This is a genomic window from Nitrososphaera sp. (genome assembly GCF_050748925.1).
Taxonomy (GTDB): domain Archaea; phylum Thermoproteota; class Nitrososphaeria; order Nitrososphaerales; family Nitrososphaeraceae; genus Nitrososphaera.
Window position 1 is genome coordinate 1 of the sequence record NZ_JBOGQF010000029.1, and the last position, 15,711, is coordinate 15,711.

A 15,711-nucleotide genomic window follows, 5' to 3' on the forward strand; every position below is an offset into this window, starting at 1 on the left:
TTCCTGAATGGAACGTGTCAAGGGGCGGGCTGATAAAACTGCCCGATGCCATGACGTTTGATGAGGCGTCGCTTGTAGAGCCTCTTGCATGCTGCATCAGGGCGTGGAACAAATGCAACTTTCAGAAAGGCGACGACATTGCGGTCCTTGGCGCGGGGCCGGCCGGCCTGATGCACGTCCTGCTGGCAAGGGCGTTTGGCGCCGGCAAGGTGTTTGTGTCCGACGTTAACGATTTTCGGTTAAAGTTCGCTGAAAGGTATGGCGTCCAGGCATTCAATTCGATTACTGCCAAAGACTTTATCCAGAAGATAAAAGAGCAGACTGGTGGCAGGGGCGTCGACATTGCAGTAGTCGCGACGGGGAGCACAAAGGCACTTCTGCAGTCGTTTGACATGACGAGAAAGGCGGGCAAGGTAATGCTGTTTGGCGTGCCGCCAAAGGGCTCGGAGATGTCGTACGACATGAGCAAGCTGTATTCCAGTGAACATTCATTGATCCCAAGCTATGCAGCGTCTGAGGTAGAGACGAACCAGGCCATCAGGCTGATTGCTGAAAAGCGCCTTGACATCGCGTCGCTCATCACACACAGGTTTGACATCAAGGACGCGGCGAACGCAATAAAGTGCGCGCATGAAGCAAAGGATGCGATGAAGGTCGTCGTCACGACCGGCCCGTAGAAACTATATATAATAAAAACAGGTTTTTCACCCTGATACATCATGGACTGGGGAATGAAAAACCGCTTTTCAAAGATCATCCGCCCTGCCGACGGCAGGTGCCTCATGCTTGCAGTGGACCACGGCTACTTTCTGGGCCCCACCGAGCGCCTTGAAGACCCTAGAAAGACCGTGGCGCCGCTTTTGCCCTATGCCGATTCGCTGATGCTCACCAGGGGGGTTTTGCGCAACTGCGTCCCGGCAGAGCGCGACGTGCCGATCGTGCTTCGCGTGTCTGGCGGTACTAGCATCGTCGGCGAGGACCTGTCAAAGGAGGCGATAACGACCTCCATCGAGGAGGCCATAAGATTGAACGCGTCGTGCCTTGCGCTCTCGATATTTGTGGGCAGCAAGTACGAGCACCAGACGCTGGCGAGCCTCGGCAAGCTGGTCGACGAAGGCGAAAAGTTCGGCATCCCGGTGCTTGCCGTGACCGCGGTTGGAAAGGAGATGGGCCGCGACGCCAGGTATCTCGGCCTCGCGTGCAGGGTGGCGGCAGAGCTGGGCGCGCACATTGTCAAGACCTACTATTGCGAAAACTTTGAGCAGGTAGTCGAATCTTGTCCCGTGCCCCTCGTGGTGGCCGGCGGCAAGAAACTTCCAGAGATGGACGCCCTGAAACTCGCGCACGACTCGGTGACGCACGGCGCGGCGGGCGTGGACATGGGCCGCAACATCTGGCAGTCAGACTATCCCGTGCCGATGATAAAGGCGGTCAAGGCAATAGTCCACGACAATGCGGATGTCAAGGAAGCGTACAGCATCTTTACCCGCGAAAAGGCGGGCAAGAAAGAGCCGCAAAAGGTAAAGGCCGTCGCCAGGCCGGCGGATTTTGACTAGCAGGGCATCTTGGAAAAGTGCTGGTGGAGCATCTTCCACCCGCCCTTTCTGTCTTTTTGCAGCACTATGGTCACGCGCGCCTTATTCTTGATGGCAGTCCCGCGGAAAGAATAGTCATCAACGATAAGGCCGGTGCTGTCAAGCGTAAACGTCGCTATTGCCACGTTGTCTAGGACGTCTATCTTCATCTCTTCGATCTTGAAATCATAGTCGGAGATGCTCGCAAACTGAAGTTGCTCAAGCATCATCGCCCGGTCCAGCTCGCGCCTGTCGTATGGAGGCGAGTCGCCAAACTTGGTAAAGTTGTCGTGAAAGAACTCGGGGAGATTTTCTATCTCCTTGCTCTTGGCTATTTGAAAATAATTGTAAATAAAATCACGGATAATAGCGGAATCAGTCACAGACAATAACGTTCATCAGGGTTGCAGCGCGAAACCTTATAAATTGATGTATTTAGCACGCGGTTTCTTCTTCCAGTATCAAGTGCCAGGATTATTTGTGAACAAAATACTGACGGAAAAAGATTTCTTGGATTTTCAAAGGTATCAATCTTCTATTATCAGTCGTCTTCTGTATTTATTAGCAGCACCGGACACGGTGCGATAATGAACGGAAAGCAGACCGTCAGTATCCTGCTGGTATCGGGTGCTGCAATAGTTTTGCTCTTTGCAGCGTCATTCATTGGTATCGGGCAGGTCGGAAAAGCGTCGGCGCAAGATAACCAAGGCAATACTTTAGATACAACACCGGGCGCCGCAGTCAATGGGACGGACACTTCGCAAGAACAACCTATGCCTGCTGGTCCCATAGTCGACCCTAAAAAGAGAGTAGTCGTGCTGCAGGGTACGGTATCATCCTTTGGCGATCCTGCTGACCCGAGCTTTAACGCGGTGGACATACTTCCTCCGCGAATGGATGGCGTCATCTATGAAGGCACCATCACATTTTCGGCAAGCAAGAAGGTGATCATTGGAGTGTACCAGGGATACGGGGTCACGAATGCTTCGCAGGTAGACCCATCCTTTGGAGAGCCCCTGAACTTTCCAATTGACGAGCAGAACAAGATAGCCATTAACGTCATCGAGCCGGATTACGGGACGTTTGCCGCCCCTTCTGCAACGATGCAGTTTGTGGGCAACGGGTTGATGGCCCTGACACTTGACGAAGAGCCGTTTGTCATCACATACACCCTTTCAGCAGTCACGCGCAAGCCACAGCTTTACACCGACGTGAGCAGCGCAATGCCTTCCGGCAACGCCACAGGAGCAACAGAGCAAGATAATCCTGTCTCAATCGTCCCAGGGGCAACAGGACTGGGAGACAGAGCCTATTCGCCCAGCCCTCTGACTGTCAAGGTCGGAGACACTGTAACTTGGATAAACAACGACTTTGAACAGCATACCGTGACGTCCGGCACAGGCATGAGCGATCCAAACAGCGGGGATGAGCTGAGCTCTTATCTGATGAGCTTTGGGGCCAGGTACGAACACACGTTCGACGAAGCAGGGCAATACGAGTATTATTGCCAGATTCATCCCATGATGAAAGGAGAGGTAGTGGTAGAGCAATAGGCGCTACCCTCTTTTTTTATCAACCGCGGCTAAAGGGCGTGGCTACAAAGCCGGCGCAAATGCAAAAACTTTTGCAGGATGGCTCTCATTGATGCCGCCTAATGACAGCTTGGAAGTCGGATCCAAAACTTGGCGCTTTGCAAATAGTTATCTTTATAAATTATATCACTGCAATCCAGTTCCAGATGCCCCAAACAGGCGAGCTCTCTAGGCACAAGGTTAAGATTCTAGTCCTACTGGTACTTGCCTAGACAGGTCTCTGCACAACTGCGGGCATTTGTCTTGAAAAAATTGGTGACAATGTAAATGGTGGAAATGACCGGCGCAAAAGCGTTGATCCATGCCCTTGAAAAGGAGGGCGTAGACGTAGTCTTTGGACTTCCCGGCGGGGCAAACCTTCCGATATATGACGCCCTCGTAGGGGCAAATCTCAGGCACGTACTCGTGCGCCACGAGCAGTCGGCTGCCCACATGGCAGATGGATATGCGAGGATAAAGAGGAAATCTGGCGTCTGCTTTGCGACGTCCGGTCCGGGCGCCACCAACATCATCACAGGCCTCGCGACCGCGCACGCCGACTCGATCCCGATGGTCGCCGTGACCGGCCAGGTTCCATTAGCCATGATAGGCAAGGACGCCTTCCAAGAGACAGACATCATCGGCATTTCAAACCCTTGCACTAAATACGCGTTCCAGCCGAGGCAGGCCGGAGAAATCCCTGACAATGTGAAAAAGGCGTTCTACATCGCCGAGAGCGGGAGACCGGGGCCGGTGCTCATCGACATCCCAAAGGACGTCCAGCAGGCGACCGCAGACATGAAGTTCCCAGACCTCATCAAGGTGAGGGGCTACAACCCTATTGTGGACGCGGACTTGTCCGAAGTCGGCAGGGCGGTAGAGCTCATACTCAAGGCGGAGAGGCCGATAATCATGGCAGGCGGCGGTGTAATACTTTCAGGTGCGTTTGCAGAATTGCAGACGCTCGCAGAGCTTCTCATGATTCCTGTCGTGACCACGTTCAAGGGCAAGGGCGCGTTCCCCGAGAACCACCCGCTTGCAATGGGCCCGATAGGCATGCACGGGCATCCGGAGGCAAACAAGATAATCATCGAGGCAGACTGCATCATAGCCATCGGCGCAAGGTTCTCAGACAGGTCGGTTGGCAGGTTTGACGAGTTTGGCAAGGGCATGAGCATCATCCACATGGACATCGACCCTGCCGAGATTGGCAAGAACAAGTCAGTCGATGTCGCGATTGTGGGAGACGTCAAATCGTCGCTCAGGACGCTCGTGAAATTATTGACGAAAAAGGTGGTCAAGAAAGAGGCTGACAACCCATGGCTCAAGCGCAGAAAGGAGCTGATATCATACTACACAGAGACTCTCAAGGACTATCCCCGCGAGATAACTGCGAAAAAGTCGCTCAAAAAGTTGCGCGAGTTGCTCCCCGCTGCAGGCATCGTCACCACGGAGGTCGGCCAGTGCCAGATGTGGGCATCGCTCCACTTTGACGTGATATCGCCCGGCACGTTTTTCAGTTCAACAGGTCTCGGCACGATGGGCTTTGGCTTTCCCGCCTCGATAGGCGCAAAGGCTGCAAGGCCAAACGTGCCGGTGGTCGACATTGCCGGCGACGGCTCGTTTAACATGACTGAAAACTCGCTTGCAGTGTCTGTGCTCGAGAAACTTCCGGTAATCGTGTTTCTCATGAACAACTACATGCTCGGCATGGTGGCCCAGTGGCAGCGCACCTTCTACAACCGCAGGTACAGCGGCGTGCACCAGCACTCGTGCCCCGACTATGTGAAAGTAGCAGAGGCGTACGGCGCGCAGGGCATCCGCGCCCAGTCGATGGCAGAGCTTGAGAAGGCGATAAAGACTGCCATCAAGAGCGACGTTGCGACGGTGATCGACATACCAATCGACCCGGACGAGGACGTGTACCCGTTCGTGGCCCCGGGCACCGGCCTCAAGGACATGATAACAGGAGCATAATGGAATGTCGCAGACTGCAGACTGGTACATCGTGTCGGCCCTCGTCGAAAACAAGCCCGGCGTCCTCTTTAGGATAACAAACCTTTTCCGGGCTCGCAACTTTAACATCGAGTCTATAACCGTGGGCCTCACCGAGCAAAAGGACCTCTCTCGGATGACGATAACTACAAAGAGCGACGAAAAGACCCTCGACCAGCTCGTAAAGCAGTTGCGCAAATTGATCGACGTCGTCGAGGTAAAGGTGCTCGACCTTGACAAGGCCGTCTACCGCGAACTTGCATTGATAAAGATGAAGGCAGTAGACCCGACGACTAGGAGCGAGATAATGAACTATGCCAACATCTTTCGCGGCAACATCATCGACATCGGCAAGGAGACGATAACCGTAGAGATAACGGGCACGCCGGACAAGATTGACGCCTTTATGAACCTCGTCGAGCAGTACGGCATCGCGCAGTTGGCAAGGACCGGTGTCTGTGCCTTGCCAAGAGGTGTCGAGCTTTGAGCAATGAAAAGGTAAGGGTCTTTGACACCACCCTCAGGGACGGCGAGCAATCGCCCGGCGTCACGGTTACTCCCGACCAGAAGGTGCAGATTGCGATAAAACTCGACGAGCTTGGAGTCGACGCCATAGAGGCCGGCTTTCCTATAGTGTCTGCAGGCGAAATGCGCGCCATCAAGGAGATCGCCAACAAGGGGTTGAAGGCAGAGGTGTGCGGCCTTGCCCGCGCGACAGTGGCGGACATTGACGCGGCAATAAAGTGCGACTTGAAATACGTCCACACTTTTATCGCGACGTCAGACATCCACATGCAGTACAAGCTGAAAATGACGCCCGACCAGGTGTTGCAACGGGCAGTCAGGGCGGTCGAGCACGCCAAAAAGCACGGCCTCGCAGTCGAGTTCTCGGCAGAGGACGCGACGAGGTCAGACAGGGCGTTTTTGCTAAAGGTGTTCAGGGCAGTCACCGAGGCCGGCGCAGACAGGATAGACATCCCCGACACGGTAGGCTACAGGACGCCGGACTATATGGCGCAAATAGTAACAGAAGTCAGGGAAGCAACCAAGCTCCCGGTCAGCGTCCACTGCCATAACGACTTTGGCCTTGCAGTGGCAAACGCGATAGCAGGCGTCAACGCCGGCGCCGCGTGCGCCCACGTCACGATAAACGGCCTTGGGGAGCGCGCAGGCAACGCCTCGCTTGAAGAGTTTGTGATGGCGCTTGGTATCCTTTACAACAAAAGGCACAACATCAACACGCAGATGATCTACGAGACTTCCAGGTTTGTCTCCAACACGATGGGCATAATCGTCCAACCAAACAAGGCAATAATCGGCGAAAACGCCTTTGGCCACGAGTCGGGGATCCACACTCACGGCGTCATCAACAACCCGCTCACCTACGAGCCCATAGCGCCCGAGCTTGTGGGGCGCAAGCGGTGGCTCATGGCAGGCAAGCACGCGGGCGCGCACGGCATCAGGGCGATGCTTGGAGAGTTTGGCATCAACCCAACTGAAGACCAGTTGCACCTCATCGTCGAAAAGCAAAAAGAGATCGCAGATAGAGGCAAATCCATATCGACATCCGAGCTATTGTCGATAGCAGGCGAGGTGATGCACAACCCGCAGTTTGAGGAAAAGTTCAAGCTCTACGATTTCCAGATCTTTACCGGCATGCACACGATACCGACCGCAGTCATCCGCTTAAGCGCCGAAGGCAAGGAACTCATTGCGTCAGAGACCGGTGTCGGGCCGGTGGATGCAGCCCTCAAGGCCATCCAGAAAATAGCCGGCGATGTGGCAAGCGTCAAGATCCGCGAGTACAGGCTCGGCTCCATCAGCGGGGGCTCGGACGCCCAGGCAGAAGTGTCGGTAAAAGTCGAGGACAGGAACGGCAACGTCGTGTCGGCGAAAAAGGCAAACCAAGACATCGTCGTCGCGTCAGTCGAGGCCATGATGGACGCAATAAACAAGGTCCTTTTGAAAAGAGTGCTCGACTCCAAGGGCTAGGCCGTGATGGTTGAATGAAGTACAGCGTCTCACTCATCACCGGTGACGGCATAGGGCCAGAGCAGGCGGCCTGTGCAAAACAGATCCTTGAGGCAATCAGCGACAACTCTTCCACCAAATTTTCGATAAAAGAGGTCGAGGCCGGCGACGCCGCGCTCAAAAAACACGGAAAAGCGCTGCCGGAATTTTCAGTAGACGCCATCAAGAAATCGCAGGCGTGCCTCAAAGGCCCGGTAGGCGAGAGCGCGGCGGATGTCATCATTGTTCTCAGGCGCATGTTTGACCTCTATGCCAACGTCAGGCCGGCAAGGTCGTACCCAAACATCCCCGCGCTTTCAGGCAAGGTCGACATGGTCACGGTGCGGGAAAATACGGAGGACGTGTACCTCGGATGGGAGTTTAACGCCGACCCAAACACGGTGGTGGCCTTGAGGATAACGTCGGAAAAGGCGTCGAGGAGGATAGCGGAATACGCGTTCAAGACCGCGACTGCCCGCGACGGCAAGCGCAAGGTGGTCGCGGTGCACAAGGCAAACGTGATGCGCAAGGGCGACGGGCTCTTTGCCGCGACCTGCCGCGACGTCGCCAGGAAATACCCAAAGATACAGTACAGCGAGCTATACGTAGACGCGGCGGCGATGAACCTCATACGCAACCCGGAAGATTTCGACGTCATCGTGACCACGAACCTCTTTGGCGACATACTCTCAGACGAGGCCGCGCAGGTAGTCGGAGGGCTCGGCATGGGGCCCGCGGCAAACATTGGCGAAAACTATGCGCTGTTTGAGCCGGTGCACGGCGCGGCGTTTGACATTGCGGGCAAGAACGCCGCAAACCCCTCGTCGATATTGCTGTCGGCCAAGATGATGCTCGAATGGCTTGCAGACAGGCACGGCGACAGAAAGGCGGCTCAGGAAGGCAGGCGCATAGAAGACGCCATAGTCGGCCTGCTAAAGCAGAACAAAAAGACCAAGGACATTGGCGGCAGGCTGTCGATGACGCAATTTGCGGATCTTGTCGCCAAGTCGATGTACTAGTTCTGCTTTGGCGCCTTTTTTTGCCAAGCAATCATCATGAGGATGAAAGGTATGGTCATAAGCCCAGTGGCGATGAGCACTGGCTGCAGTATAGAGATCAGGACGTCGCCTTCGTAGCCGGCCAGGTTGATAAAGGGCACGGGAAATACTGTAAAAATCCAGAACCCGGCTAGGACCGCAAGGACGAACTTGTTTCTTTTTACGACTGCCAAGAAACTCAATTTCTTGACTCCCTTGCGCTGGCAGGCAATACACTTGACCGTGGTCGTGCTCCCCGACACGTCGTCAGGCACAACGCAGGCGGTGCAGACGTGGTTTTGGCAAAAGTAGCACTTTTTCTCTGCAAAGCGCGAGCCGCAGACAGAGCAGTTGGCCATCAGTCATTTTCCGCATAATGAGAATATTACTTTTGTTGCTCAGAGCAAAAAGACTTAAATTTCCTTCCTAAAACAGTTGGTGAGGGTCAGAAAATTCCGACACTTGCAAAGACCTACACTGGCTATGCCGCCAAGCTGATGCTTGAGGACGGCACTATTTTTGAGGGGATCGGCTTTGGATACCCGACAGAGATCGCCGGCGAAGTGGTGTTCAACACCGGCATGGTCGGCTACACAGAGACGCTAACAGACCCGTCGTACCGGGGGCAGATACTGTGCATGACTTATCCGCTCGTAGGCAACTATGGCGTCCCCAGTTTCGACGTCAAGGACGAATATGGATTACCAAAGTTTTTCGAGTCAGACGGCATACAGGCCAGGGCGCTCTTGATTCACGACCTGTCAGACGTCGCAAGCCACTGGAGCGCGGTCAAGACGCTCGACCAGTGGCTCTATGAGGAAAAGATACCGGGCATCTATGGCATTGATACTCGTGAGCTGACGAAAAAGCTGCGCGTGTACGGCGTCATGATGGGCGCCGTCATCGTGTCAGACAAGGGCCCGGTCAACGATTTGAAATTGAAAAAGATGGCGTCAGGAGCCAAGTACGAGGGCCTCAATTTCATGCCAGAAGTATCAACTGCAGAGCCAAAGGAATACGGCGACAAGGGCAAAGACTGCATAGCGGTTCTTGATACGGGAGTAAAGTACAGCATCATCCGCAACATCATGCGCACGGGCTACCGCGTCGTGCGCCTGCCGTGGAACGCGGCTTACGACCAGGTAATGTCGTTCAACCCCAAGGGCGTCGTTATAAGCAACGGACCTGGCGACCCCAAGGTCTGCATGCCGACCATCAAGACGGCTGCAAAGCTGATAAAGATGTCGACGCCGACGCTGGGCATCTGCCTTGGCAACCAGATACTGGCCCTCGCAGGCGGCGCCGACACTTACAAGTTGAAATTTGGCCACAGGGGCCAGAACAAGCCGTGCATCGACCTGCGCAACAACCTTTCCTACGTCACGAGCCAGAACCACGGCTATGGCATAGACCCAAAGAGCCTCGACGGCACGGGCTTTCACGTGTGGTTTGCAAACGCGGACGACGACACGGTCGAGGGCATCGAGCATTCAAGCAAGCCGGTGATAGCGGTCCAGTTCCATCCCGAGGCTTCGCCGGGGCCCTACGACTGCATGTTTGTGTTTGACAGGTTCAAAGAGATAATCGGCAGGGGCAAGATAACAGACGGAGTAAAGCCCGCAAAACCAAAAGCGAAAAAACAAAAGAAAAAGGTAGTTAAAATTGCCAAGAGATGAGTCGATAAAAAAAGTACTGGTGCTGGGGTCCGGCGCCATAAAGATAGGCGAGGCGGGGGAATTCGACTATTCCGGTTCGCAGTGCCTAAAGGCGCTTGCCGAAGAAGGAGTGAAAAGCGTCCTCATAAACCCCAACATTGCGACTATCCAGACGGACACGCGCTTTGCAGACAGGGTCTATCCCGTCCCGATAAACACAGAGTATGTGGAGAAGGTTATCCTGGAAGAAAAGCCCGACTCTATCATGCTCGGGTTTGGCGGCCAGACGGCGCTCAACTGCGGCGTCGCGCTGCACGAGCGGGGCATACTTGAAAAATACGGCCTGCGCGTGCTTGGCACCCAGATAAAGGGCATCAATGTCACCGAAGACAGGCAGCTGTTCAAGGATGCCATGGTGAAAAGCGATGTGCCGGTCCTGCAGAGCTTTGCCGTCAATTCTATAGAAGACGCCCTAAGGGCGGCAAAGGAGATAGGCTATCCGGTGATCATCAGGGTCGCGTTCACGCTTGGCGGGCGCGGCGGCGGCTTTGCCTACAACGAGATAGAGTTGCAAGAGATAGTCCAGCGCGGCCTCAACCTCTCGATGGTGCACCAGGTGCTGATTGAAAAGTACGTGGGCCACTGGAAGCAGGTCGAGTACGAAGTCATGCGCGACTATAACGGCAACAGCGTCATCGTCTGCAACATGGAAAACGTGCTTGCCATGCGGGTGCACACCGGCGACAACATCGTCATCGCGCCCTCGCAGACACTCAACAACTATGAATACCACATGCTGCGCTCGGCGGCAATCCGCGCCACGAGCTACTGCGAAATAGTGGGCGAGTGCAACATCCAGTTTGGCCTCGACCCCGAGTCAGAGCAATACACGGCTATTGAAATTAACGCGAGGCTTTCAAGGTCGTCGGCGCTTGCAAGCAAGGCCACAGGTTATCCATTGGCATACATGGCTGCCAAGATCGGCCTCGGCTACACTCTTCCCGAACTGCTCAACAGGATAACCAAGGTAACGACTGCCTGCTTTGAGCCGTCGCTTGACTATGTCGTGCTGAAAATGCCGAGGTGGGATTTCAGCAAGTTCGAGATGGTCAAGCGCAAGCTCGGGAGCGCCATGAAGTCGGTAGGCGAGGTGATGGCCATAGGCAGGACATTTGAAGAAGTCATCCAAAAAGCCATCAGGATGAGCGCCACCGGCAAGGACGGCCTTGTCGCAAACGGCAACGACTTGCAGGAAGCCGACATTGAGCGCATCGAGCAGGCGCTCCTGCAGCCAAATGATGAGGTCATATTTGCAGTCGTGCAGGCCATGAAGGCCGGCCTGGGCATCGACAGGATTTATCAATTATCGCACATCGACACGTGGTTCCTCACAAAAATAAAGAACATTGTAGACATGGAAGAAAAGCTGCGCAAGCAGGGCAACTTTGAACAGGGCTTGGTAAGGGACGCCAAAAAGATGGGCTTCTCTGACAGGCAGCTGGGCAGGTGCCTTTCAACCGACGAGATGCAGGTGCGCAACTTGCGCGAAAAATTCGGGATAAAGCCGGTCGTCAAGCAGATAGACACGCTGGCGGCAGAGTGGCCGGCCAAGACCAACTACCTTTACCTCACCTACGGGGGCGACGCGGACGACGTCGTGGTAAAAAAAGAGGTCAAGGACAAGAGCAGGATGGTGGTCCTGGGCGCGGGCCCCTACAGGATAGGAAGCAGCGTCGAGTTTGACTGGGGCACCGTCAACATGGTGTGGGGGCTGAAGGAAAACGGCGTAAAAGAGATTTCCGTCATCAACTGCAACCCGGAGACGGTGTCGACAGACTATGACATCTGCGACCGGCTCTACTTTGAAGAGCTGACGCTAGAGCGCGTGCTCGACATATGCGACAAGGAGAGCCCGACCGGCATCGTCACGTGCGTCGGCGGCCAGACGGCCAACAACCTGACGCCGAAACTTGCCAGAAACGGCATCAGGATAATAGGCACCAGCAGCGAAGACGTCGACAGGGCAGAGGACAGGGCCAAGTTTGGGCAACTGCTCGATTCGCTTGGCATCCGCCAACCGGCGTGGAAGCAGTTCACCAACCTTGCAGAAGCCAAGGAATTTGCAGAGACGGTGGGCTATCCGGTGCTTGTGAGGCCGTCGTACGTATTATCGGGCGCGGCAATGAAGGTCGTATGGGCAGAGCAGCAGTTGGAGAGGTTCCTGACAGATGCCACCAACGTCAACCCCGAGCAGCCGGTCGTCATCAGCAAGTTCCTGCAAGACGCCGCAGAAGTAGAAGTGGACGCGGTGTCAAACGGCAAGGAAGTAGTCATCGGCGCAATAATCGAGCACATCGACAACGCGGGCGTCCACTCTGGCGACGCGATGATGAGCATACCGCCGTGGAGGCTCGACAGGAGCGTGATGGATGCCATCACCGACTATTCAGTCAAGATTGGCAGGGCGCTCAACGTAAAGGGCCCGCTCAACATCCAGTACCTGGTAAAGGACGAGCAGGTGCTGGTGATCGAGGCAAACGTGAGGGCGTCCCGGTCGATGCCCTTTGTGAGCAAGTTTGCAGGGCTCAACCTCATCAACCTGGCCGCAAAGGCGATGCTTGGCAAGCCGCTGCCGCCAAAGGCCAAAGACCTGTGGCTAAAGGCGCCCGGCTTTGGAATCAAGGTCCCGCAGTTCTCGTTCATGCAGCTGGAAGGCTCGGACATTGTCCTTGGAGTCGAGATGCAGTCGACAGGAGAGGTCGCGTGCTTTGGCAACAGCTTTTACGACGCGCTGTCAAAGGCGTACATGGCGGCGGGGTACTCGATGCCGCTGTCAGGGTCGGTGCTGATAACCATCGGAGGGCAAAAGAACAAGGAGAAACTGTTGCCGCTGATATCGATGCTGTCGTCGATGGGCTTCAAGATCCTTGCGACAGAGCACACGGCAGAGTTCATGCAGAACAACAAGGTAGGCGATGTCGGGCTGGTGCACAAGATAAGCGAGCCGGACAGAAAGCCCAACATCGCGGACCTCCTTTATGAAAGAAAGCTGGATTTCATCATCAACATCCCGGCGACGTCGACGCTGGAAAAGTACGTCGGCATGCTGCAGGACGAATACCTGATACGGAGAAAGGCGGTAGAGACAGGAACGCCCGTGCTCACGACCGTCGAGTCGGCCAGCTCGTTCATCAAGACACTCCAGTGGCTCAGGAACAACACGCCGACGCTTGCCCCTCTCGGCAATTACATAAAGCTGGACTAGTGTGTGTTTCCAGTGAAACACCGCACTCAACTAGTTCTTTTATACATTTCAAAAGATTCCAGAAAAAAGGCGTTTATGCGATCAGCAGAGTGCAAACCCCTTGCTGCCCGAATGGTTTAATTTCCAAGGTCCAACTGCCAAGTTGGACATATACAACTTTCTACTGATTTTATGTTGATTAACATGGTAGGTGACATCTCTAAAGAATTTTTACTGTGATGTAATCAAGATGAACCAAGAAGTGGGGGAGCTCAAGCTGAGCGTGTACGGAGCGTGTCGTTGTGGTATCGCTCGCGCATCTTTGGTCCTGCAATTACGTAGACAAGGGCCCCACCAATTCCAGCTATTGCAAGAAGCACAAGTGTGAGCATTGTTTCCATTTGATCGCCTCATTATCAATATGAGTGAGAACACATATGAACCTTTGTAATATTTGTAAAGAATATTTTACTATTTTACAAATAATAAAATGATTCAATTATATATGTTGAATTATTATAACAATTGGATATCAGTTATAAGAATTTTACATAGCAATCTCGATATTAGTAGTTAATTGTGATGTAAAGGAGTATGTCAAGGTCATGAACGGCGCCATGGATGTGGCATGGAACGAAATTGTGGATATGGTAGGAAATAGTGTCTTGCCCAAATGAATTATCGACCTGCTTTAAGTTATAATCAAGATAGCATTTTTAGAAATAAGCTGGCATTATAGAATATAAATTCAATTTGTATAAAAAATTAATATCCAGGCAGAACAAATAGCCATGGGGTTGTCAGGTGGTAATACTATCAGAAGTGGACAAGAAGATTCTGACAGTTTTGCTTAACCCTGAAGGCCAGATGTCATCCCACGACCTGGCAGAGAAGCTCAATCTTCCTCGCACTACAATCCAGCGTAGGCGTAGGTCTCTGGAAAAAAGATTCTTGACTGTTGCATATAGTTTGAACCTTGAGGAGCTAGGCTACAGGCGCGTAGACCTGCTGATTTTTGCGCATAGCGGAAAGACCATGTCTGTCGGAAAAAGGCTATTGGAATTCGATCCCGTGGTATATGTTGCGAGAGCCATAGGGGAGCATACAATCGATTTAAAGGCAGAAATAATCATAAAAGATAACTTGGAACTGCTTGAGCTTTTAGAAAAGATAAAGTCCATGGACGGCGTCAGGGATGCAATATGGAGCGAATCCATAGAAGTAATCGGGAGAAAAAGGTCCATCCCTCTTGAAATCATAAGTAAAATGTAAACAGAAATTCAGATAATAGATTGATTGGAAGATATGATGGCAGGCGTATAGTTAGCGCCTGATGGCTCTTTAGAATGCCTGCAAAATCTTTGATGCATCTGCGTCTGCGCCGTCGAGCAGCGGGTTAATAGGTTGATTCGACCATGTATATGTAAATGCCTATTAACAAAAATGACTTTGATAAAGGTCGAGTCGGGGACACAATTATTGGAAGAATTCAGACCTTTCTTGGTTCAAATAAGGATGCCTACACTGAAGGGGAGATCCTGACACGTCTCTATCCTGACCATCATGCGTGGCCCGGTGATCATAATGGTTTCAACAATGCAATGCACCCCTTGGCTTATGCGGGAAAAGTCGAAACAAGGTATGTCGCTACAGATGCAGGGGTCCAGACTTACTATAGGGTAGTATAGATGTCCAGCATTGAGGCGGATCAGTTGCGAGACGAAATAAACCAGAAACTGGTTGCAAACGGATATAGCCCAAAACTAAAGTCCATCCGCATCCGCAAATATGATGGAAGCTCGCAGGCCGGCGTCACATCAATTGAAATATCTCACGAATTTGAAAAAGGGTATCTATCAGAGACAGAGATAACCCGAGCGAATCTGTTTGTTTCCAGATTAGTCAGGGAAGTTCTAGACTTGAAACGTATGTAAATATTGTCAGCAACAGACAATGTCGACGGCGGGATACCCAAGCCATCGTAAAATGACCTCACGTGATATAGTGCGAACTGCACCATATCCTTGTCTAGAAATACCAACTTTGTTTTTCAAGCTTTTATCTCAAGCATGTTAGGGGCTAGCTGGTTGTGCGTGAAGCGGCAAGTATGTCATCTATCCTCAGCATCATTGCGGTAGCTTCGGTTGCCGACTTTAGCACCTGCTCCTTCACAGCAAGCGGCTCTATGATGTTTTTCTTGCGCATATCCGCAACCTTTAACTCCTTTACATCTACGCCTATCCACGGATTATTTCCTGACAATTGCTTTGAGCGTATTTCAGCGATGACATCAATTACATCCATCCCTGCATTTTCTGCCAGGGCGATTGGAATCGACTCTATCGCATCCGCGAATGCCAGAATGGCATATTGTTCCCTTCCTGCTATGCCGGATGCCCACTTTCTCAAATTCTGCGATATCCAGGCTTCAGGTGATCCTCCTCCCGCCAGGACGGCGGGTTTCTGGACAACGTCTTTTACAACCATGAGCGCGTCGTGCATGGAACGTTCTGCCTCATCAACTATTTTCTCAGACCCCCCTCTAATCAAAATCGATAATGCTTTGGGATTTTTGCATTTTTCAACAAAGACCCATTTGTCAGTCTCTACCTTTCTTTCCTCCAC

14 protein-coding genes are annotated in these 15,711 nt (G+C 53.0%); 11 read left to right on the plus strand and 3 right to left on the minus strand.

Annotated features, from left to right (window positions below; all coding sequences use genetic code 11):
• Both ACREAY_RS03930 and lsrF read left to right on the plus strand, forming a co-directional pair.
• The coding region (locus ACREAY_RS03930; protein ID WP_431754457.1) for a zinc-binding dehydrogenase at window positions 1-677 on the plus strand (677 nt) is incomplete at its 5' end.
• A gap of 42 nt (window positions 678-719) precedes the next feature.
• On the plus strand, window positions 720-1,556 hold the full coding sequence (gene lsrF, locus ACREAY_RS03935) for a 3-hydroxy-5-phosphonooxypentane-2,4-dione thiolase (RefSeq protein ID WP_431754458.1): 837 nt from the start codon (window positions 720-722) through the stop codon (window positions 1,554-1,556).
• Here the strand turns inward: lsrF and ACREAY_RS03940 are convergent.
• Window positions 1,553-1,957, minus strand: coding sequence for a YybH family protein (locus ACREAY_RS03940; protein ID WP_431754459.1), 405 nt, complete (start codon window positions 1,955-1,957; stop codon window positions 1,553-1,555). The two genes, lsrF and ACREAY_RS03940, sit on opposite strands and share 4 nt — an antisense overlap.
• A gap of 390 nt (window positions 1,958-2,347) precedes the next feature.
• Between ACREAY_RS03940 and ACREAY_RS03945 the strand changes: the two genes are divergently transcribed.
• From ACREAY_RS03945 to ACREAY_RS03965, 5 genes are all read left to right on the plus strand, one after another.
• Window positions 2,348-3,127, plus strand: a complete 780-nt coding sequence (locus ACREAY_RS03945; protein ID WP_431754460.1) for a cupredoxin domain-containing protein — start codon at window positions 2,348-2,350, stop codon at window positions 3,125-3,127.
• Window positions 3,128-3,433: 306 nt separating this feature from the next.
• Window positions 3,434-5,122 (plus strand): biosynthetic-type acetolactate synthase large subunit, encoded by a 1,689-nt coding sequence (gene ilvB / locus ACREAY_RS03950; RefSeq protein WP_431754461.1) that lies wholly within the window; start codon window positions 3,434-3,436, stop codon window positions 5,120-5,122.
• A gap of 4 nt (window positions 5,123-5,126) precedes the next feature.
• Entirely contained in the window at window positions 5,127-5,627 is a 501-nt protein-coding gene (gene ilvN, locus ACREAY_RS03955; protein ID WP_431754462.1) for an acetolactate synthase small subunit, read from the plus strand.
• Window positions 5,624-7,132: a 2-isopropylmalate synthase gene (locus tag ACREAY_RS03960; RefSeq protein ID WP_431754463.1), complete on the plus strand. Its 1,509-nt coding sequence runs from the start codon at window positions 5,624-5,626 to the stop codon at window positions 7,130-7,132. Before ilvN ends, ACREAY_RS03960 begins: the two co-directional genes overlap by 4 nt.
• Before the next feature lie 14 nt (window positions 7,133-7,146).
• Window positions 7,147-8,169, plus strand: coding sequence for an isocitrate/isopropylmalate dehydrogenase family protein (locus tag ACREAY_RS03965; protein ID WP_431754464.1), 1,023 nt, complete (start codon window positions 7,147-7,149; stop codon window positions 8,167-8,169).
• Here the strand turns inward: ACREAY_RS03965 and ACREAY_RS03970 are convergent.
• Complete coding sequence (locus ACREAY_RS03970) at window positions 8,166-8,546, minus strand: hypothetical protein (protein ID WP_431754465.1); 381 nt, start codon at window positions 8,544-8,546, stop codon at window positions 8,166-8,168. The two genes, ACREAY_RS03965 and ACREAY_RS03970, sit on opposite strands and share 4 nt — an antisense overlap.
• A gap of 138 nt (window positions 8,547-8,684) precedes the next feature.
• On the opposite strand from ACREAY_RS03970, the gene carA reads away from it, so the two are divergent.
• The 4 genes from carA to ACREAY_RS03990 all read left to right on the plus strand — a co-directional run bounded on the left by carA (window position 8,685) and on the right by ACREAY_RS03990 (window position 14,774).
• Window positions 8,685-9,863, plus strand: a complete 1,179-nt coding sequence (gene carA, locus ACREAY_RS03975) for a glutamine-hydrolyzing carbamoyl-phosphate synthase small subunit (RefSeq protein ID WP_431754466.1) — start codon at window positions 8,685-8,687, stop codon at window positions 9,861-9,863.
• On the plus strand, window positions 9,850-13,107 hold the full coding sequence (gene carB, locus ACREAY_RS03980; RefSeq protein WP_431754467.1) for a carbamoyl-phosphate synthase (glutamine-hydrolyzing) large subunit: 3,258 nt from the start codon (window positions 9,850-9,852) through the stop codon (window positions 13,105-13,107). Before carA ends, carB begins: the two co-directional genes overlap by 14 nt.
• An 801-nt stretch (window positions 13,108-13,908) precedes the next feature.
• A complete protein-coding gene (locus ACREAY_RS03985) occupies window positions 13,909-14,358 on the plus strand; it encodes a winged helix-turn-helix transcriptional regulator (protein WP_431754468.1) in 450 nt (149 codons plus the stop codon).
• A 155-nt stretch (window positions 14,359-14,513) separates the two neighbouring features.
• The gene (locus ACREAY_RS03990; RefSeq protein WP_431754469.1) at window positions 14,514-14,774 is read left to right on the plus strand and encodes a hypothetical protein; all 261 of its coding nucleotides are present in this window, start codon (window positions 14,514-14,516) and stop codon (window positions 14,772-14,774) included.
• 391 nt (window positions 14,775-15,165) lie between these two features.
• Here ACREAY_RS03990 and ACREAY_RS03995 read toward each other — a convergent pair.
• Window positions 15,166-15,711, minus strand: a 546-nt coding sequence (locus ACREAY_RS03995; RefSeq protein WP_431754470.1) for a TCP-1/cpn60 chaperonin family protein, incomplete at its 5' end; no start/stop codon positions are given.

Bases quoted from the DNA above. Each gene is read 5' to 3' on its own strand.
- lsrF (WP_431754458.1), top strand. From the start codon at position 720: ATGGACTGGGGAATGAAAAACCGCTTTTCAAAGATCATCCGCCCTGCC.
- ACREAY_RS03945 (WP_431754460.1), top strand. From the start codon at position 2,348: ATGCCTGCTGGTCCCATAGTCGACCCTAAAAAGAGAGTAGTCGTGCTG.
- ilvB (WP_431754461.1), top strand. From the start codon at position 3,434: ATGGTGGAAATGACCGGCGCAAAAGCGTTGATCCATGCCCTTGAAAAG.
- ilvN (WP_431754462.1), top strand. From the start codon at position 5,127: ATGTCGCAGACTGCAGACTGGTACATCGTGTCGGCCCTCGTCGAAAAC.
- ACREAY_RS03965 (WP_431754464.1), top strand. From the start codon at position 7,147: ATGAAGTACAGCGTCTCACTCATCACCGGTGACGGCATAGGGCCAGAG.
- ACREAY_RS03970 (WP_431754465.1), bottom strand. From the start codon at position 8,546: ATGGCCAACTGCTCTGTCTGCGGCTCGCGCTTTGCAGAGAAAAAGTGC.
- carA (WP_431754466.1), top strand. From the start codon at position 8,685: ATGCTTGAGGACGGCACTATTTTTGAGGGGATCGGCTTTGGATACCCG.
- ACREAY_RS03990 (WP_431754469.1), top strand. From the start codon at position 14,514: ATGCCTATTAACAAAAATGACTTTGATAAAGGTCGAGTCGGGGACACA.